The organism is Arcicella rosea (assembly GCF_014204325.1).
Classification (GTDB): domain Bacteria; phylum Bacteroidota; class Bacteroidia; order Cytophagales; family Spirosomataceae; genus Arcicella; species Arcicella rosea_A.
Map to the genome: position 1 here is coordinate 35,488 of NZ_JACHKT010000002.1, position 17,388 is coordinate 52,875.

The 17,388-nt window shown below is 33.6% G+C and carries 16 protein-coding genes and 1 riboswitch; of the genes, 6 read left to right on the forward strand and 10 right to left on the reverse strand.

Features of this window, described 5'->3' with window-relative positions; translation table 11 throughout:
* The first annotated feature begins 111 nt into the window (after positions 1-111).
* Together HNP25_RS01565 and HNP25_RS01570 are read left to right on the forward strand one after the other, a co-directional pair.
* On the forward strand, positions 112-549 hold the full coding sequence (locus HNP25_RS01565) for an FKBP-type peptidyl-prolyl cis-trans isomerase (protein ID WP_184129228.1): 438 nt from the start codon (positions 112-114) through the stop codon (positions 547-549).
* Positions 550-745: 196 nt separating this feature from the next.
* On the forward strand, positions 746-2,080 hold the full coding sequence (locus HNP25_RS01570; RefSeq protein ID WP_184129231.1) for a DUF4419 domain-containing protein: 1,335 nt from the start codon (positions 746-748) through the stop codon (positions 2,078-2,080).
* Between the two features lie 69 nt (positions 2,081-2,149).
* On the opposite strand, the gene HNP25_RS01575 is transcribed toward HNP25_RS01570, so the two are convergent.
* From HNP25_RS01575 to HNP25_RS01605, 7 genes are all read right to left on the reverse strand, one after another.
* Positions 2,150-4,555: a TonB-dependent receptor gene (locus HNP25_RS01575; protein WP_184129887.1), complete on the reverse strand. Its 2,406-nt coding sequence runs from the start codon at positions 4,553-4,555 to the stop codon at positions 2,150-2,152.
* 177 nt (positions 4,556-4,732) lie between these two features.
* A riboswitch (TPP riboswitch) is annotated at positions 4,733-4,829 on the reverse strand.
* A 430-nt stretch (positions 4,830-5,259) separates the two neighbouring features.
* The gene (locus HNP25_RS01580) at positions 5,260-6,237 is read right to left on the reverse strand and encodes an AAA family ATPase (RefSeq protein WP_184129234.1); all 978 of its coding nucleotides are present in this window, start codon (positions 6,235-6,237) and stop codon (positions 5,260-5,262) included.
* A gap of 200 nt (positions 6,238-6,437) precedes the next feature.
* Entirely contained in the window at positions 6,438-7,694 is a 1,257-nt protein-coding gene (locus HNP25_RS01585; RefSeq protein WP_184129237.1) for a DUF4350 domain-containing protein, read from the reverse strand.
* Between the two features lie 2 nt (positions 7,695-7,696).
* On the reverse strand, positions 7,697-8,254 hold the full coding sequence (locus tag HNP25_RS01590) for a hypothetical protein (RefSeq protein ID WP_184129240.1): 558 nt from the start codon (positions 8,252-8,254) through the stop codon (positions 7,697-7,699).
* A 32-nt stretch (positions 8,255-8,286) separates the two neighbouring features.
* Positions 8,287-8,991 carry a DUF4129 domain-containing protein gene (locus HNP25_RS01595; RefSeq protein WP_184129242.1) on the reverse strand — a complete coding sequence of 235 codons (705 nt, stop codon included), beginning with the start codon at positions 8,989-8,991 and terminating at the stop codon, positions 8,287-8,289.
* Positions 8,978-9,988, reverse strand: coding sequence for a hypothetical protein (locus HNP25_RS01600; RefSeq protein WP_184129244.1), 1,011 nt, complete (start codon positions 9,986-9,988; stop codon positions 8,978-8,980). Before HNP25_RS01600 ends, HNP25_RS01595 begins: the two co-directional genes overlap by 14 nt.
* On the reverse strand, positions 9,960-10,928 hold the full coding sequence (locus HNP25_RS01605; protein WP_184129246.1) for a stage II sporulation protein M: 969 nt from the start codon (positions 10,926-10,928) through the stop codon (positions 9,960-9,962). The genes HNP25_RS01600 and HNP25_RS01605 overlap by 29 nt, the downstream gene beginning before the upstream one ends.
* Before the next feature lie 171 nt (positions 10,929-11,099).
* Between HNP25_RS01605 and HNP25_RS01610 the strand changes: the two genes are divergently transcribed.
* A complete protein-coding gene (locus HNP25_RS01610; RefSeq protein WP_184129249.1) occupies positions 11,100-11,825 on the forward strand; it encodes an RDD family protein in 726 nt (241 codons plus the stop codon).
* Here HNP25_RS01610 and HNP25_RS01615 read toward each other — a convergent pair.
* The 3 genes from HNP25_RS01615 to HNP25_RS01625 all read right to left on the reverse strand — a co-directional run bounded on the left by HNP25_RS01615 (position 11,812) and on the right by HNP25_RS01625 (position 13,532).
* On the reverse strand, positions 11,812-12,714 hold the full coding sequence (locus tag HNP25_RS01615) for an AraC family transcriptional regulator (RefSeq protein ID WP_184129252.1): 903 nt from the start codon (positions 12,712-12,714) through the stop codon (positions 11,812-11,814). The genes HNP25_RS01610 and HNP25_RS01615 overlap by 14 nt on opposite strands.
* Positions 12,715-12,815: 101 nt before the next feature.
* Positions 12,816-13,013, reverse strand: coding sequence for a hypothetical protein (locus tag HNP25_RS01620; protein WP_184129255.1), 198 nt, complete (start codon positions 13,011-13,013; stop codon positions 12,816-12,818).
* A gap of 72 nt (positions 13,014-13,085) precedes the next feature.
* Positions 13,086-13,532: a DMT family transporter gene (locus HNP25_RS01625; RefSeq protein WP_184129259.1), complete on the reverse strand. Its 447-nt coding sequence runs from the start codon at positions 13,530-13,532 to the stop codon at positions 13,086-13,088.
* Positions 13,533-13,652: 120 nt separating this feature from the next.
* Here HNP25_RS01625 and HNP25_RS01630 point away from each other — a divergent pair, with 120 nt between their 5' ends.
* The 3 genes from HNP25_RS01630 to HNP25_RS01640 all read left to right on the forward strand — a co-directional run bounded on the left by HNP25_RS01630 (position 13,653) and on the right by HNP25_RS01640 (position 17,372).
* Positions 13,653-14,954 (forward strand): NCS2 family permease, encoded by a 1,302-nt coding sequence (locus HNP25_RS01630; RefSeq protein ID WP_184129262.1) that lies wholly within the window; start codon positions 13,653-13,655, stop codon positions 14,952-14,954.
* A gap of 111 nt (positions 14,955-15,065) precedes the next feature.
* On the forward strand, positions 15,066-15,851 hold the full coding sequence (locus tag HNP25_RS01635) for a 5'-methylthioadenosine/adenosylhomocysteine nucleosidase (RefSeq protein WP_184129265.1): 786 nt from the start codon (positions 15,066-15,068) through the stop codon (positions 15,849-15,851).
* A gap of 240 nt (positions 15,852-16,091) precedes the next feature.
* The gene (locus HNP25_RS01640) at positions 16,092-17,372 is read left to right on the forward strand and encodes a sensor histidine kinase (RefSeq protein WP_184129268.1); all 1,281 of its coding nucleotides are present in this window, start codon (positions 16,092-16,094) and stop codon (positions 17,370-17,372) included.
* Positions 17,373-17,388 lie beyond the last annotated feature (16 nt).

The window sequence follows — 17,388 nt, forward strand, 5'->3', positions numbered from 1 at the left end:
ATTCACTCAATCACAATTAACTATTTTGAACCAAACAAGATTTAAAAAATGTTTCAAACAAAATAAGTAAAAGGCTTTAGGCTACTATCATTTACATTAAACAATCAAAAAATGAGTTTTGCAGATACTCGACAAGCACAAATGCGTGAAATTTTAGCGAACGAAATTGCCAAAGGAGAAGCTTTTTTGGCAGAAAATAAAAAAAGACCAGAAGTTATTGAAACGCCAAGTGGTTTACAATACGAAGTATTAGTTGAAGGCGATGGTCCAAAACCAAGTGGTTCAAGAAGTAAAGTATTAACACATTATCACGGTACAACTATCGACGGTAAAGTATTTGACAGTAGTGTTTTGCGTAACGAACCAATCAGCTTTGGCTTGAACCAAGTAATTACAGGCTGGACAGAAGGTTTACAATTAATGCCAACAGGAAGTAAATATAAATTCTATTTACCACATCATTTAGCTTATGGCGAACGTGGAGCAGGTAGAGACATTCCGGGCGGAGCTACTTTGATTTTTGAAGTAGAATTATTAAAAACGAACTAAGGTTTTTCAAGAATTTTTAGTTGAAAAAGGGTAACTTTCGTTACCCTTTTTTGTTTTTATACCTTTATGGTTAAATAGATAAATTTGAGTTTTGTATTTAAAAAGAAATGTAATACTTTAGATAATATTTTGAAAATCTATTACTTATTTAAGTTTCACTCATCCTGATTTTATATAACTCTATCATATTTAACACATGAAAACAATCATCACCTCCATGTTGGCTTTAACGAGCTTTGCTTCTTTCTGCCAAAATTCCAGTACTTTTGAAATTGAGACACTCTTGAAACCTGAGAAATTTCTTTATCAAACACCTTCCAATAATGTTTTTAAATTCTTAAAAGCAGATATTGAAAAAAACTCTCAACTTCCTGACAGCCTTGTTACTTTCGGAGAACATCCTTTCTTAACAGGTATTCTAATGGCTTATAAAGAGCATCGCCCTTTTACGATTTCGCCAGATATTATGTGGTTGCTGATTAGCCAAGGTTTTGCTAGACATATTTCGAATAATTCAGAAACATTCAGAAAAGAACTTGTTGGTTTTAAAGACAAAAAGACCTTGAATATTGTTTCAAACGATATTCAACTTGGTAATCCTAACAGTAATTGGGAAGCACTTTTTCCACAATTTAAGCATCAAATTAGTGATTATATTGGCAACAAATTGACAGCAGTACTCACTTCCGATTTTAGTACAACTACGCCAACAAGCAGAATTGTAAGTGAAATTACAGTGATGGAAACCGTTAAAGAATACTTCAATTATAAAGTGATTATGATTGGTTGTGGGCTACCAAAAATTACAATTGAAGGAACGGTTGAAGATTGGCAAAAGGTACTCGACAAAACAAAATATATTTCCAAATACAATTTAACTTGGTGGACTTCAGAGCTTGAGCCTGTTTTACAGGAAATTATTGAAACTAAAAAAGGCAATTTCAAGAAAGATTTCTGGATGAATATGGTAAAAGCACATACTGAGAAAAAGTATGGTTCGCCCACAACGATTGACGGATGGATTGTTAAGTTTTTCCCTTATACCAAAGAAGGTAAAAAGACAGATTTAAAGCCCATTTTAGCAATCAACGATTTGGCTTCTGAATTGGTGAAAGTACCATTTGTTTTAGAAGATAAAAGAAACAAAAAAAGTTATAAAATGGAGTTTTGGGCTGGTTTTGTAGGTTTGTCGCAAAACAAAAATGACTATACTTTAAAACCAGAAATCGCTTGGGCAATCAATAATAAAAATACTTTCGACCCGAAAAAGTCAGCATTTAGGTATCAAGAAACAATCGATGATTTATCAATTAGCAATATTGAAACCATTCCAAACGATATTTACTCTTTACAGAAAATAGATAATTTACATTTATCGTTCATCAAAACAGTTCGTATTCCAGATGAATTAGCCAAAATTTCAATCGAAAATCTTGAATTAAAAGGGCAAATTTCTGCGAAAGAAGTACAAAGAATTAGAAAATTATTACCTAATACCAAGTTGAAGATTAATGGGGAAGTAAGAGAATAGAAGTATTTCAAACAAAAAGGCTAGTTACTTCAAGATGAGTAACTAGCCTTTTCATTTTAAAACCTTTACTTAAAACTTCAAACTGATCCCAGCCATTACATTGGTTCCAGCTTGTGGATAGTAGAAGTTTTCTGTATAAACTGTTCCTTCTGAAATGTAAGAATAAGTATAACCGTTTGATTCGTATAAAGTGTTAAAAAGGTTATTTACCAAGAAAGTGAAATTTACTTCTCTCAAAGTTTTGCCTTTTATCGTATAAATCGCACGGAAATCATTGGTAAAGTAAGCATCCAATTTACGGTTTTCGTTAGCAGTATTGTCCAAGTATTGTTTGCCAACGTATTTAGACAATAAGCCCAATTCTAAACCTTTAGCAGGTGTAAATAAAATTTGTGAACCAACAATTACATTCGGAGAAAAAGCAATATCTGTTTTACTAAGCGTTGGCAAAGCTACTTGTGTTTCGTTATCGTAATTGTAGATTGATTCCGTGAAGTTCTTGATTTTGTTCTCCGACAAAGTAGCGTTTGCATTAATCTTCAAGGTTTTGTTTACTTGAATGCCAGCTTCTACTTCTAATCCTAAACGATAACTTTCTGGCACGTTCACACGAATTGGAGAGCCAACATCATTCAATTTTCCAGTTAAAACCAATTGGTTATTGTAATTCATAAAGTAACCGTTCAAAGCAAAAGCCGCTTTTCCTTTTTGAACTTTATAACCTGCTTCAAAATCGTTCAACTTTTCAGATTTAGGCGTTGCACCAACATTATCAACAAAGTCAGAACGGTTTGGTTCTTTGTTGCCGACGCTGTATGAAGCATAAGCTGAAGCATTAGACGCTATTTGATAACTCACTCCAAACTTAGGATTAAAGAATTGATAATCTACTTTTTGTCCGATGTTCAAAAGGTTATCATCCGTTCCTTTAATTTCATAATTTACAGTTCTTACTTGTAAATCCGCAAAAGCATTTACTTTTTTAGAAAGTTGACAGAATACTTTTCCGTAAATATTGAAATCTGTTTTCTGTGCCGTTCCGTTATAATATCTGTCTCCTAATTTTGAAGTAGAAGCATATTGTGCCCAAATGATTTCCCCATAATGACGACCCTCATATTGATTTAATCCACCGCCGATATTAGCTTTTAACTTTTTACTTCCTTGATAATCAAAAGAGAAAGTTGTTCCATAAAAATCATTATCCAACCATTTTCTACGAACTAAATCTGTTTTTTTTACTGTATCTGTTCCTAAAATCACATTTGGCAGGCCGTATTTTGAAAACTTATCTTGTTCCTTAAATTGTTCGTAATAACCACGACCATAAGTATAATGGAAATTCAAGTTGAATGTCCAAGCATTTGATAACGTATGTGAAGAAAGCAATTGATAATGGTCTTGCTGATAATTATCTGTTTGATTTGGATAAGTATATAAATTGAATGTACGATTTATCGGCAAAGTTGCTTCTGATACACCTTCCCAAGCTTGATATGTTTTTTCTTTTCCAGAGAATACATTCAAACGAACAAAGGATTTTTTTCCGAAGTAAGCTCCCGAAAGGTAAAATGATTTTAAATCAGCACTAGCTCTGTCAACATAACCATCAGAAGTAACTTTCGACAAACGAGCATCAAAAGTAAATTTATCATTTACCAAACCAGAACCAACCAAAATAGTATTCTTTAAAGTATTGAATGAGCCATAAGCGGAGTTTATTTCGGCATAAGCCTGTTTTCTGAATTCGTTAGTAGAAATATTGATAGATGCCCCAAAAGCACCCGCACCGTTGGTAGAAGTCCCCACGCCACGTTGTACTTGAATTGAACTGACCGAACTAGCCAAATCAGGCGTATTGACCCAAAAAGTACCTTGAGATTCTGCATCGTTCACAGGAATACCATTGATGGTTACATTGATTCTGGTAGCATCTGTTCCTCTGATTCTAACACCTGTATAACCTACACCAGCACCAGCATCGGAAGTAGAAACTAACGAAGGCGTAAAGTTTAACAATTGCGGAATATCTTGTCCAAGATTTTGTTTCTGAATATCTTCTTTAGAAACATCCGTAAAAGCAATGGCTGATTTTGCATTGGCTCTGGTTCCATTCACCACTACTTCATCTGCCGCAAAAGTAGATTTGTTAAGTTTAAAATCAAAAGTGACATCTTTTTGTAAATCAATCACTTGTATATTTTTCTCATAACCAACATAACTTACTTTCAAGGTATAAGTACCTTTTTTTACATTTTTGAGTGTGAAAAAACCTTGTGCATTACTTTGTGTTCCTCTTACAGCATTCACTAACACAACGTTTGCACCAGCCAAAGGTTTGTTACTTTCGGCATCAAGTATTTTCCCTGAAATAGTATATTGAGCGTATGATTTTGTGGAGAGAAAAAGTACCAAAACGAATAGATTTGAATACTTTAAAATAGCAAAATGTTGATTCTTTGAAGAAAGAATCATGGCAACGAAATGTTTGAGAATCGCTGTTTGATTAAACAGTTTTCTCAGATTAGTCGTTAAATTTTTCATTTTTGAAAAGATTAACAACAGGCAAAGGAGTCAAATCCCGTTAGATTTAACAATGTGAAACCCTATGTAATTGATTGATTTTAAATCTGTTTACGTAATCTAAACGCTAAACCAAATTTACAAAATCCCTTCGACGGAATTACCCGCATCAGGTTCAGTGGGTATAATCTCAGCCCGTTATATTAAGGCACCCCTTTTTGTGATTGTAGGACAAAGGTATGACGAAAACTGATAAATTGTATTTTTTTATTTTGAAGACTTTTAAGATTTGAGACTTTAGGATTTTAAGACTTTAGACTCAAGAGACAAGACGCAAGAATTTTCTTTTTAGATTTTAGGATTTTAAGACTTTAGAGTCAAGAGACAAGAAACAAGAATTTTTTTTTAGATTTTAGGATATAAAGACTTTAGATTCAAGAGACAAGACGCAAGAACTTTCTTTTTAGATTTTAGGATTTTAAGACTTTAGATTTAAGAGACAAGACGCAAGACTTTTCTTTTTGAGATTTTAGGATTCTCTGGTTTTAAGACTTGAGGTGAGTGAATATATTACTCACCCTCAAGCTTTAAAAATGGGGAATATTTATTTGCAAAATTTAAAATCACTCATTCACAATTCACTCAATCACAACTAATTATCTCGGCACTTCTATTTTTTGTAAAATCTGAGCAATTACATCTTCTGGCGTTGAGCCTTCCATTTCTTTTTCTGGTGTCAGAATTATTCTATGACGAAGTACTGATGGCGTAAGTTCTTGTACATCCTGTGGCGTTACAAAATCTCTCCCACGAATCGCTGCTAAAGCTTTTGAAGCATTCAACAAAGCCACGGATGCTCTTGGCGAAGCACCTAAATAAATGAATTTTGAATTACGTGTTTCATGAATAATCTTGGCGATGTACTCCAAAATCTTAATATCAACAATCGACTGGCGTACTTTTTCTCTTAAAGTACTGAGTTGTAAAGGTGTCAAAATTCTGTTTACTAATTCAACTGGATTACTTGATTCAGCACTAGAACGCCCGTGATTTCCTTGAAGAATTTGTACTTCTTCCTGATAAGATGGATACTTAATGATGATTTTAAAAAGAAAGCGGTCGAGTTGGGCTTCTGGCAAACGATATGTTCCTTCTTGTTCAATCGGGTTTTGGGTTGCCATTACCAAAAATGGGAATGACATCGGATAAGTAGTTCCAGAATTGGTGATTTGTCGTTCTTCCATTACTTCAAACAATGCGGCTTGCGTTTTGGCTGGAGAGCGATTTATTTCATCAATCAAGACAATATTTGAAAAAATTGGGCCTTTTTTGAAGTCAAATTCTGCTGTTTTAGGATTAAAAATGGCTGTTCCCAACACATCAGAAGGCATCATATCAGGTGTAAATTGAATACGACTAAAATCCGTAGAAATGGTTTTTGCCAACAATTTTGCCGTAAGTGTTTTAGCTACGCCTGGAACTCCTTCTAACAAAACATGACCATCTGCAAAAATGGCAGTAAGTAATAAATCAATTGTATTTTGCTGACCAATGATGATTTTTCCGATTTCTGCTCGGATATTTGCTACAGCTTCTTGTAAATCGCTTAGGTCTATTCTTGATTCAAATTCCATTGTTTCTCAATTGTGTATTATGTGTATTATTTGTAATATTTTGAAAATCCTTTTTAAATGTTCAAATACAATGACTTATTTGAATCTATAAAATATTCGACGTTATTGTGTGATTTAAAGGATGATATATCACTATTTTAAACCCTAGTGCTAGACAGCTCACAATTCATCACTCATAATTCACAACTCATAATTCTTAATCAGGTCTTTTGATAAAAATCTTCAATGTATTTATTCAATTTGATTAAGTCTTTTTCTGTTACTTTTTCACTGGCTTGGATATTTTCAACATAATCAAAAAGTTCGTTAATTTCAGCGATAGTTAAATTAGTTTTTCTACTTAAATCATCTCTAAACTCTTGGTCGATTACGGTTGTTTTTAGGTGGAATTTGTTCCTGATATACGCCAACAAGTAGGTAATTTTCTTTACTGAAATAGCTTGATGGTCTTTCTGATTATAATACAAAGCACCAATTGTTTCTACGAAAGCTAATGAAGTATTTTGTGGTGTTTCGATGATTGGAATAATTCTTTGTTTCCGTTTTCCTTCAAAAATCAAGTAAATAAATAGCGATGCTAAAGTAATAAAATAAGCACATTTCAAAGCTGGCTGACTTACAATAAACTTGAAGGGAGAAGTATCAATATCGTCGTCTTCACCTTTTGCATTTTTAGCTTTCAAAATACTTCTGTCCTTTTTTCCAAAGCCAACGATGCTTACATATTCATCCCAAAAAACTTGGTTTTCGGGTAAGTATGAAAGTGCCTTGAACGCATAATCTGCATTATTATCTTTCACCAAATAAAAGTTTGAAAAAGCTTTAGGAGTTGTACTCAAGTAAAAAGAACCTTTGCCAAAATTTATTTTGATAAAATTGGGTTTACCATCGTAGTTTTTGCCCAAAATTTCAGCATTCGTTTTGATAATTACTTTCTTCAAACTATCCTTTGGTAAATCAAGTGAAAAGTAACTTCCTATTGATTGATGATGATAAAGATAAGGCTTATTGGGCTTGAGGGCTGGATTTTCTAAACTGATATTAACAGAATCTTTGGTGAATTTCCGAAGATAAGCCGTTTCAAAATGTAGTGTATCGTTTAGTCCGTAAAAATCTTCGGCAGCGATAAAAGCATTATTTCCAGCACCGACATACGCTAACAACTTTTTGAGGTTGATGGAATCTGCCCTGAAGTACTGATAAACATAGATATAATTACTCTTTCGGTTTTTCCAAGCTGCTTTTTTGTGGTAAATCGGTACTTTACTATCTGATATTTGCTGATTTCTAAATACTTGTGGAAGCAGTTTATACAATAGTTCGCAACCATAAGGAATTTTGTCCTTACTTGAATAAGTCTGAGTCCAATCGATGGGTTTTGGTTTGTAGATTTCTACCAAAACGAAGCCAAGAACGGTTGAAAAAAGGATTAGAAGATACAAACGGTGTTTTTTCATGCTTACTCTTCTGAATCGCTACCATCATCGGTGATGGTTGTTAGGCTAATGATTTTATCGTTTTGAACAGTAATTTCAAGAAAAGAATCACTTGTTCCGAATCTTATACTTATGGTTGTAATCCAATCTTCAACAGAGTTATCCACATCACGAACTTTATATGATTTTGGAAAACGCTTTTTTACTTTCGCCATCGCATCGCCAACTTTTAAATCTAAATTATCGATTTTAAACTTTGGAGTTTTCAAATCAAAACCACTTACGGTTTCATCCATCACAAAGAAAGTATCTTTTCCATAGAAGTACATTTCGAAATGATTTGATAGCTGCGCATCTTGGGTTTCCTCTTTTGTTACTGAATCTGGCGAACCTAATTTGTCTAAAATTACACCATAATTACTCGCTAATTTAATGCCTGAAACACTCATTGTGTAATAGTCGAGTGTATCATAATCATCGCCTTCATCGTGAATATTATTAGTTTTTGAAGAAGGTTTGAAGGATGAAAATGCAATAAATACTAACATTGAAAAGAAAGTAACTGAACCTAGATATTTCATATTTTGATGTACGATTTAGATTATGAATCGTATTAATTAATTTGATTACTGAATGTTAAAAATGAATCACGGATTTCGATAAAATGTGCTTCATCAATCGGGAAATCACCATACCAAGTATATTCAAATTGGCGTGTTACTTGGTTGAAACTGGTATTAAGTTTTGATGATTGTAATTCATAAACGTAAGACTGATTGGTTTTATTGATTTGCCAATGAATCAGACCTGCATCGTTCAATTCTTTCAATGCTTTTAAATAATATAACCTTACGGCTAGACGATAATTTTTTTGAAGTACGGCTTCTGCGATGGCATCGTTAAAATCTATTTGATGAATATTTTCTTGAATGGTTTGATAAGGAATATTGTACTTAGATTTCTTCTTGAAAAGTCCATCGAAATCAACACCCATCAATTTCAAAATAATAAAAACAATGACGACCGCTACAAAAAAGTAAGCAAAGGTTTTCCACATATCTGGGTTACCAACGCCTGAAAATCTTTCTGAAAACCAATCAAAAAGTTCACGAAGAAAACGTCTCCACCAAGTATCTACGTAATTTACTTGTTCTGTTCCGTATTGATAATCTTTCAGTTTTTTGAAAGTACTCATCTGACTTTCGCTTGGTTTTCTGACAATTACTTTTGTCGAATCTGCCAAAGTATCTGTACCAAGCAAAGCGGTAAGTAATATTAAATTTATAGAAGTGAGATAATACAATCTAATATTCTTCATCTTCATTTTCAAATGTTTTCTTCTGACCAATGTCTGAAATTTGAGATTTTAAAGAGTTTCCATCTCTTCTTTCTACCAAATTAAAGTATTGAAAACTTAATGCCACATAAGTTAATGAGGAAATTAATACACGCCCGATGGTAGCAAAAATCGTTGAAATAATAATAGGAAGATTTCCTGTACCGCCAGCACCTACTTTAAAAATTTTCAGAAAAGTAATAATGATAGATGGTGCTGAAAAAATCAAAGAAAGAAAGTAATTGATAATGGCAAAAATTACCATCAAACCAAAAGTTGACCACCATTTTTGCTGAATCAAATGATTGGCTCTGCCGAAAGCTTCCCAAGTGCCAAGTCCTTCAAAAGCTACAATCGGAGTATTTAAAATAAAAATAACTCCTAAATATAAAATCGTTACAAAACAGAGCATTCCCGTCAAGAAAATGGACAAATTTGCCCCAACACCAGAACCCGCACCAGAACTAATTAAACTTATAAAGAGAACAAAAGCTAAAACAATAATCAATAATGCAATGGTAACACTCAAAATACTGGCAAGAACTGGTAAAAATAAACCTTTTACTCGCTCCCAAACCATTGAAACAGTAATGTTTGTTGGCTCTTCCGATTCTTGATACTCAATGAAAAAAGCATAAACCGTAGCCGAAACCATAATTGTTGCTAGAAAGATAAATAGCAAGGCAAAAAAGTAATTTGCCGATAATAAGTATGCCGTATTTTTACCAATAATTTCCCCGAAAATCTCAGCTGGATTTGTACCTTCTGGGCTTTGTCCTTGGGCAAGTCCTCCAACTTCCAAGGCAGCAATTTGTACCAAACCACTAAAAATACCGCCAATCAGTACCAATGGGCCAGTTAAGTACAGTAACGACAAACACAAAGGTTTAAAATTGGCAGTCACAAAATTGAAAGTGACATTGATTTTATCACTGAAATCACGTTCTTGTTCAAAGACTATTTTTGATGAATTTTTCATTAGAAAAACGGTTTAATTGTATAGGATAAACTACAAAATACCAGATGATAAACAGTGCCGATGGCAAAATAATCATCATACTTGGTATCAGAGAAAGATGTTTACGAGTAAGAAAACTTTCGATAAAACCAGCAGTAATAAACAAAGGAACTAAGCCAATGATAATCTTTAAGCCTTGTTTTGCTCCTTTTTTAAAAGATTCAAGTCGGGTAAAAGTTTTGGGAAACAATAAGCTATTCCCCATTACCAAACCTGCACAACCTGCAATAACGATGGATGAAATTTCAAGTGTTCCATGAAGCCAAATTGTTAGCAAAGAAGTCTCTAAAAAACCATGTTGATAACAAAAGTATTGAAAAACACCCACCATGATTCCATTGAAAACTAAAAAATATCCAGTGCCGACCGAGAAAAAAATCCCCATGACAAAGGTGATGAATGAAACCCTGATATTATTGATAGTAATAAGAAAAAACATAGAGATTTCATCCTGATTTCCATAAACTGCTAATGGGTCACCTTTTTCTACATTTTCTAAAGTCATTTCTACGTATTCATTTCCTAAAATTAAACGGGCAAATGAATCATCATAAGCTACTGAAACGGCACCAATCAAAGCCGAAATTGTGAAAATGATGAATGAAAACAGTAACTGTTTCTGAGATTGATAAAACAAAAAAGGCAGTTCTATTTTCCAGAAAGTAAAAAACCGATTCGCTTTTTCACGTTTATTCGCATAGATTTTACTAAAAAGACTTGATGTTAAACCATTCAAATACTTTGTAGTAGGGGAATCTGGATAGAAAGTACGAGCATAAGCAAGATCGTCTGTCAATGCAATAAATCTTTCAGAAAGTATATCAGGATTCACATTGAGAGCGTCTTCCTCAAATTCCTGCCATTTGTCGAGGTTATGCTTTTTAAATAGGGCTTCCCGCATGAAAGTAAATTAGGGCTTATAAATAAAATTTGTTTGAAATGCTTCTCTCTGCTAACTTTCGGAAAGTTACAAAACTTTCTGAAAGTTGCCACACTACTAGCTTTTTTGCATCAAAAACTTTTCTTAGTTTTAGGTAAATTAATACACATTCTCAGCCTTAAAAAATTAACAATGAATAAAATACGCATTCAAACCACACAAAATGTTGCTTTAGACTTTACACCTGCAAGTGTTGGCGACCGTATCTTAGCTCATATTATCGACTGGGTTATTTTCATCGCTTGGGGTACTTTGTGTTCAATCTCTTTTTCTGGGCTATTTGCTTCTTTTGAGGATAATACTTTCGTCGTAATCATTTTTATTACTTTTATCGTTTTACCCATCATGTGTTATGATTTACTTTTTGAAGTATTCATGAATGGACAAAGTATTGGTAAAAGAGCGATGAATATCAGGGTAATTAATCTTGATGGAACACAACCCACGCTGGGTGCTTATTTGATGCGTTGGCTTTTTAGACTAGCCGATACCATGATTTTTGGCTCAGTTGTGGCATTGGTTGTCGCTTCTGTAAATGGTAAAGGGCAAAGAATTGGTGATATTGCCGCAGGTACTGCCGTTGTGAAAATCAAGCCATTAGTAAGTTTAGAACAGCTTCGTCAAGAAAGTATTGCTGAAAATTATCAAGTAGTGTTTCCAGAAGTAAGTATTTTATCTGACCAAGATATTATTACTTTGAGAGCCGTTTTGAAAAAGGGAGAACACAATCACCAATTGATTGAAGAAGCAACCGAAAAAGTAAAAGAAGTAATGGGCATTAATACTGATTTGAACGATACCGATTTCTTGAAACAAGTATTAAAAGATCACACTTATTTAACCACTATTGAGGGATAGCTTTTACCCATCTTTCACTTCTAATAAAAGCGGCTTTTGCCAAAAATACTTTTCTATAACCAAGTGGGCTTTGTCCAGTTACTTGTTTGAACTGCTTGTTGAAATGCGAAATATTACCAAAACCACTTTCAAAACAAACTTCGGCTACTTGTTTTTCAGAATTAGCCAATAAATTACAAGCGTGTTTGATGCGATATTCGGTTACTAAATCTAGGAAGGTTTTCTTGGTGATTTTTTTGAAGTATCTACAAAAAGCCGTTTCTGTCATACTTGCTAAATGGGCGGCGGTTTCTAAATGGAGTTCTTGCGTGTAATTTTCGATGACGTAAGCGTAAATTTTATTGATTCTATCTAAATCCACAGCCGACATTTCGAATTGCTTTGGTTCGCTTTCAATCAATTTCAAATCATTAGAAATGGCAATTGTATTCAATAAATCTAGCAAACCAAGCATTCGTTGAAAAGGAGGAACATTCAAAAGAAAAACCATTTCCTTGGCAATTCTATCTCTGGTTTTTCCTGTGATTTGTAATCCTTGTTTAGCTTTTTCAAGAAGTATTCTTATGGGTTCTGTTTCTTGATTTTTAAAAAACATTTCGCCCCAAACTTCTTCTTTAAATTGTACAACGATAGCCTGTGAAGAATCTTCTGGGCCGATTCCATCGTTTTTCCAGCAATGAGGAATGTTTGGTCCTAACAAAACCAAATCACCTGTCTGAAAATCAGCCACGTTAGTTCCTACAAAACGTTTTCCCTCACTTTTTACAATTAAAGTAAGTTCAAATTCTGGATGAAAATGAAAAGGAGCATCGAAATAAGAATAACTTAATTGTTTGAAGAAAATTGAGCTATTCGATGAATCACCCAATTGTTCAAAAGAAGCTTTCATTTATTGTAATTTTATCGAATTGATTGAAAACCAAAGTTTTAGGGTAAAAATGCACATATTTTACTAAAAAACCATAAAAAATCAATCAAATTGAAAAATGATTAATGCTTCGGACAGCCACAATCTTTTTTCTTGAAGATTCCCCAAAGAAAGCCTTTTTTACGACGACGCTTCACTTTCAAGCTCGAATGTGATTGACTTTCTGCAATAGTTGTTTTGGCAGTACTTGAAGTAAATGCTTCACTTTCAACTTGTACACAAGAAAAAAGAACGGTAATAAGAATTAATTTTTTCATCATTGACAATACTTTAATGATTTTTAACACAATGCTATTTCAACGAAAAAATAGCAAAATCGGTATCACAACAGTTCAAAACTTACGAATTAACACAACAGCGATGATTAATAAAATGGCTCCAAAAATTTTCCCAATCGAAATAGGTTTTACGGGTAAATCAAATAAACCAAAATGATCTAAAGCCATAGAAATGACCATTTGTCCCGCTACAATTAAGCCAAAAGTAAATGCTACGCCCAATCTTGGAATCAAAATTACCACTGTACTTACATAAAAAGCACCCAAAATTCCTGCAAACCAAACATACCAAGGTGCATTTTGTGCATAAGTGATTTGTTTGAGAGGTACTTTTGTGATGATAGCATAAACGCCTAAAGCAATTAAACCTGTCAAGAATGATAAAAAAGCCGCTAAAATTGGGTTTTCAACAATTTTAGTCATTTTTCCATTCAAACCAGCTTGTATCGGAAAAACCACTCCACAAATAAAAGCCAAAAACATAAAGAAGTATTGCATCATGAAATTTAATAAAAATAATTCATTGAGTTCGTTTTTTACAAAATCATATTTAAAGTTTGATAGTTCATTATTGTTGTCTTTCTGATGAACAATCCCTATTTTTAGACAAAAACCGTTTATATGTCACCAACAACTAAAAAAACTGAAATACTTGCAGGCATAAGTTCATTTTTAGCCACGATGTACATTATCATCGTCAATCCTTCTATACTTTCTCAAGCAGGAATGCCATTTGATGCCGTGCTGACGGCCACCGTTTTACTTTCATTCTTTTGTAGTTTGATGATGGGCTTGTATGCCAAAAACCCAATTGTGGTTGCTCCAGGCATGGGAATGAATGCTTTTTTTACTTTCACAGCCGTAAAAGGCATGGGAATTTCCTATCAAGTTGCTTTGGGAGCAGTATTTTGGGCAGGTGTTTTTTTCTTATTTTTGTCGATTTTTAATTTGCGTACTTATATCGTAAAGGCAATTCCTAAACCACTTCGTTTTGCCATTTCTGCGGGAATTGGTTTGTTTATTAGCCTTATCGGTTTTGAAAATGCACATTTTATCGTTTCAAATCCTGTTACTTTGGTGAGCATTGCCAGTTTTCATAATCCGATTGTTATTACTTTTTTAATTGGTTTATTGCTGACAGCGGTTTTGGTAGTTCGAGAAGTAAAAGGTGCGATTATTATCGGAATTGTTATTACTACTTTATTGGCAATTCCTATCGGAAGAATTTGGGGAGATGCTTCAGCCATTAATTTCGGACAAAAAACTTTAGTCAATTGGAATGGACTTATCGCTTCGCCAGATTTTAGTTTACTTTTTCAATTAGACATCATTGGTTCGTTCAAATTTGCTTTGTTTCCTATCATTTTTGCTTTTGTGTTTACTGATATGTTTGATAGCCTTTCTACTTTTGTAGGTTTGGCAGAAGCGGCTTACTTGTACGACGAAAACGGTGAACCACGAAATATTAAGCAATCTTTATTGACCGACGCTGTCGCAACTTTGTTGGGGGGTATTTTAGGAACAAGTCCCGGAACGGCTTATATAGAATCAGCCGTGGGTATTGAACAAGGCGGACGAAGAGGTTTAACGGCTATTACGGCAGGGATTTTGTTTTTGCCTTTTATGTTTTTATCGCCTTTATTGTCGGTGATTCCTTCCATTGCTACGGCTCCCGCTTTAATACTTGTTGGAGTATTTATGATGAAACCCATTACTAAAATCAGTTGGTCGAAAATGGATGATGCCATTCCTGCTTTCTTGGCTTTGGTACTGATTCCTTTTTCTTACTCCATCACACAAGGAATTATTTGGGGTTTTCTTTCTTGGACAATCATCAAAGTATTCACAGGAAAACACAAAGAAGTTTCAATGGCTCTTTGGGTGATTGATGCTTTTGCGGTATTGTCATTAATTATTTCTTGATGTGATTAGTGATTGGTTATTAGTGATTAGATTTCTGCCATAGATAGTAAAATTCTAATTGCGAAATCCAACCCTAATCACCAATTACTAATCACCAATCACTCAATCAACATGAAAAAAGTACTTTTATTCCTCTTCATCAGTTTACAAATTCAAGCTCAAAAGCCTTTAACAGCCATTTTAGGAGCATTTAGTCAAGAAGTAAAATTGTTGGAGGATTCACTAAGTAATAAAAAAGAAGTAAATCTAAAAGGTATTCGTTTCTTGACGGGAGAATTACGTGGACGTTCCGTAGTTGTTGCTTTAACAGGCGTTGGCAAAGTAAATGCCGCCATGACGACCAGTATTTTATTGATGAAATGGAATCCCGAACAATTGATTTTCACAGGAATCGCAGGCGGCATTCATCCAGATTTACAACCGGGCGATATTGTAATCGCAAAAGCTACTTTTGAACATGATTTTGGAAAAATAGATTCTACAGGTTTTACCTTGCGTGCTACTCGAAATCCTGGATATATTGAATTAAATCCGATTTACTTTCCTGCGGATGAAATCTTGCTGAAAAAAGCAAAAAGTATTTCCAACAAAACAAAGTATAAAATTGTAGGAAACAGAAACCTAAAAGTAATGACAGGAACAATTGCGACTGGCGATGTTTTTGTGAATTCTAATCAGAAAGTAGAAGAATTAAGACTGAAATACGGTGCAGATGCTACAGAAATGGAAGGTGCTGCCGTGGCACAAGTATGTTATCAACAGAAAATTCCTTGCTTGGTCATCAGAAGTATCAGCGATAATGCCAATTCAAAAGCACATTTAGACATGAAAACTTTTGAATTTGTGGCAGCATACAATTCTGCAAGTTTGGTTTTGGGTATTTTAGGAAGTTTATAAAAGTTAATGATTGTTAAGAGAAAAACTATTTTTATTGTGAAAAGCGTTCTTTCTTTTTAGAAGCAAGATTTTAGAGACAATACGCAAGACTTTGGACTTGAAGACCTTAGGACTAGAAGACCTTAGGAATTTAGGACTGGAGGAATTTGGAGTTTCAAAAACAAGATTCATTACTTTAGGATTTTAGACTTGAATTATAAATACAAGAAACAAAAAAGCTCATAGCTCAAGGCTAATAATATGAATTCAAAAACACTCAGAATATTCGTTGCACTTTCTGTACTTCTTTTGGGAGGAGTAATCATTGTACAATATTATTGGTTTCGTCAGGCTTACGATATTCAAGACCGTGATTTTGACCAACGAGCAACTTCTGCTTTGCGAGTAGTGAGCAAACGTTTATTGGATTTCAACAAAAATCCAAATAATAAATTAATTGACCCTGTCGAGCGAGTTACTTCAAATTATTATACTGTTCAGGTAAATGATACCATCAATCACATGATTGTGGAGGAATTTCTAAAACAAGAATTTGCTCATAATGATATTAGGCTCAATTTTGAATTTGGTGTTTATGATTGCCTCAAAGACAATATCAATTATACTTCTTTTGTTTGTCATTCTGAAAACTGCGACCGTTCGGATTCTACCAGTAATTATCATTTTCCAGATTTGAATATCCATAATTATTACTTTGGTGTTCACTTTCCAGATAAAAAATTATTCCTTTTAAGCGACCTCGACAATTGGTTTGTTTCATCTGCAATTCTGTTGGTGGTGATGGCTTTTTTCGTGTATGCTTTGATGTTGATTTTCAAGCAAAAAAGGCTTTCAGAAATCCAGAATGATTTTATCAATAACATGACTCATGAATTTAAAACGCCGATTTCAACCATTTCTATTTCCAGTGAAGTACTGATGAAACCAGAAATTGTGAATACTCCTGAACGATTATTGAGTTATGCAGCCATTATCAGAAAAGAAGCCGCACGGTTAAAAAAGAATGTAGATACCGTTTTACAAACTGCCAATATTGCTCAGAAAATTGATAAACTCAATTTTGAAGAAGTAGATATTAATGAATTAATTGAAGATTTGTCCATCAATTGCGAACCATTATTTAAGGAAAAAAATGGGGAACTAATTATTGAATTGAAGGCCAAAAATGCTTTAATCAAGGCTGATAGACTTCATTTCACCAATATTATTCACAATTTAATTGACAATGGTGTTAAATATTGCGAACGAAAACCTTACATTAAAATTTCTTCTGAAAATATTGGCAACAACTTGGTGATTTCAATCAAAGATAATGGCATTGGCATTTCGGATAGAGATCAAAAACAAGTATTTAACAAATTCTTTAGAGTACATACTGGGGATGTTCATAATGTAAAAGGCTTCGGTTTGGGACTTTATTATGTGAAAGAAATGGTGGAAGGGCATAAAGGAAGAATAGAATTGAAAAGTAAAATAGGAGAGGGTTGTGAGTTTAGATTATTCATTCCTTATACTGTTTAAATCAAAAAAGGTATCG

Bases quoted from the DNA above. Each gene is read 5' to 3' on its own strand.
- HNP25_RS01615 (WP_184129252.1), bottom strand. From the start codon at position 12,714: ATGAAAGCTTCTTTTGAACAATTGGGTGATTCATCGAATAGCTCAATT.
- HNP25_RS01595 (WP_184129242.1), bottom strand. From the start codon at position 8,991: ATGAAGAATATTAGATTGTATTATCTCACTTCTATAAATTTAATATTA.
- HNP25_RS01610 (WP_184129249.1), top strand. From the start codon at position 11,100: ATGAATAAAATACGCATTCAAACCACACAAAATGTTGCTTTAGACTTT.
- HNP25_RS01625 (WP_184129259.1), bottom strand. From the start codon at position 13,532: ATGATGCAATACTTCTTTATGTTTTTGGCTTTTATTTGTGGAGTGGTT.
- HNP25_RS01635 (WP_184129265.1), top strand. From the start codon at position 15,066: ATGAAAAAAGTACTTTTATTCCTCTTCATCAGTTTACAAATTCAAGCT.
- HNP25_RS01630 (WP_184129262.1), top strand. From the start codon at position 13,653: ATGTCACCAACAACTAAAAAAACTGAAATACTTGCAGGCATAAGTTCA.
- HNP25_RS01565 (WP_184129228.1), top strand. From the start codon at position 112: ATGAGTTTTGCAGATACTCGACAAGCACAAATGCGTGAAATTTTAGCG.
- HNP25_RS01590 (WP_184129240.1), bottom strand. From the start codon at position 8,254: ATGAAATATCTAGGTTCAGTTACTTTCTTTTCAATGTTAGTATTTATT.
- HNP25_RS01575 (WP_184129887.1), bottom strand. From the start codon at position 4,555: ATGATTCTTTCTTCAAAGAATCAACATTTTGCTATTTTAAAGTATTCA.
- HNP25_RS01605 (WP_184129246.1), bottom strand. From the start codon at position 10,928: ATGCGGGAAGCCCTATTTAAAAAGCATAACCTCGACAAATGGCAGGAA.
- HNP25_RS01585 (WP_184129237.1), bottom strand. From the start codon at position 7,694: ATGAAAAAACACCGTTTGTATCTTCTAATCCTTTTTTCAACCGTTCTT.
- HNP25_RS01600 (WP_184129244.1), bottom strand. From the start codon at position 9,988: ATGAAAAATTCATCAAAAATAGTCTTTGAACAAGAACGTGATTTCAGT.
- HNP25_RS01640 (WP_184129268.1), top strand. From the start codon at position 16,092: ATGAATTCAAAAACACTCAGAATATTCGTTGCACTTTCTGTACTTCTT.
- HNP25_RS01580 (WP_184129234.1), bottom strand. From the start codon at position 6,237: ATGGAATTTGAATCAAGAATAGACCTAAGCGATTTACAAGAAGCTGTA.
- HNP25_RS01570 (WP_184129231.1), top strand. From the start codon at position 746: ATGAAAACAATCATCACCTCCATGTTGGCTTTAACGAGCTTTGCTTCT.
- HNP25_RS01620 (WP_184129255.1), bottom strand. From the start codon at position 13,013: ATGATGAAAAAATTAATTCTTATTACCGTTCTTTTTTCTTGTGTACAA.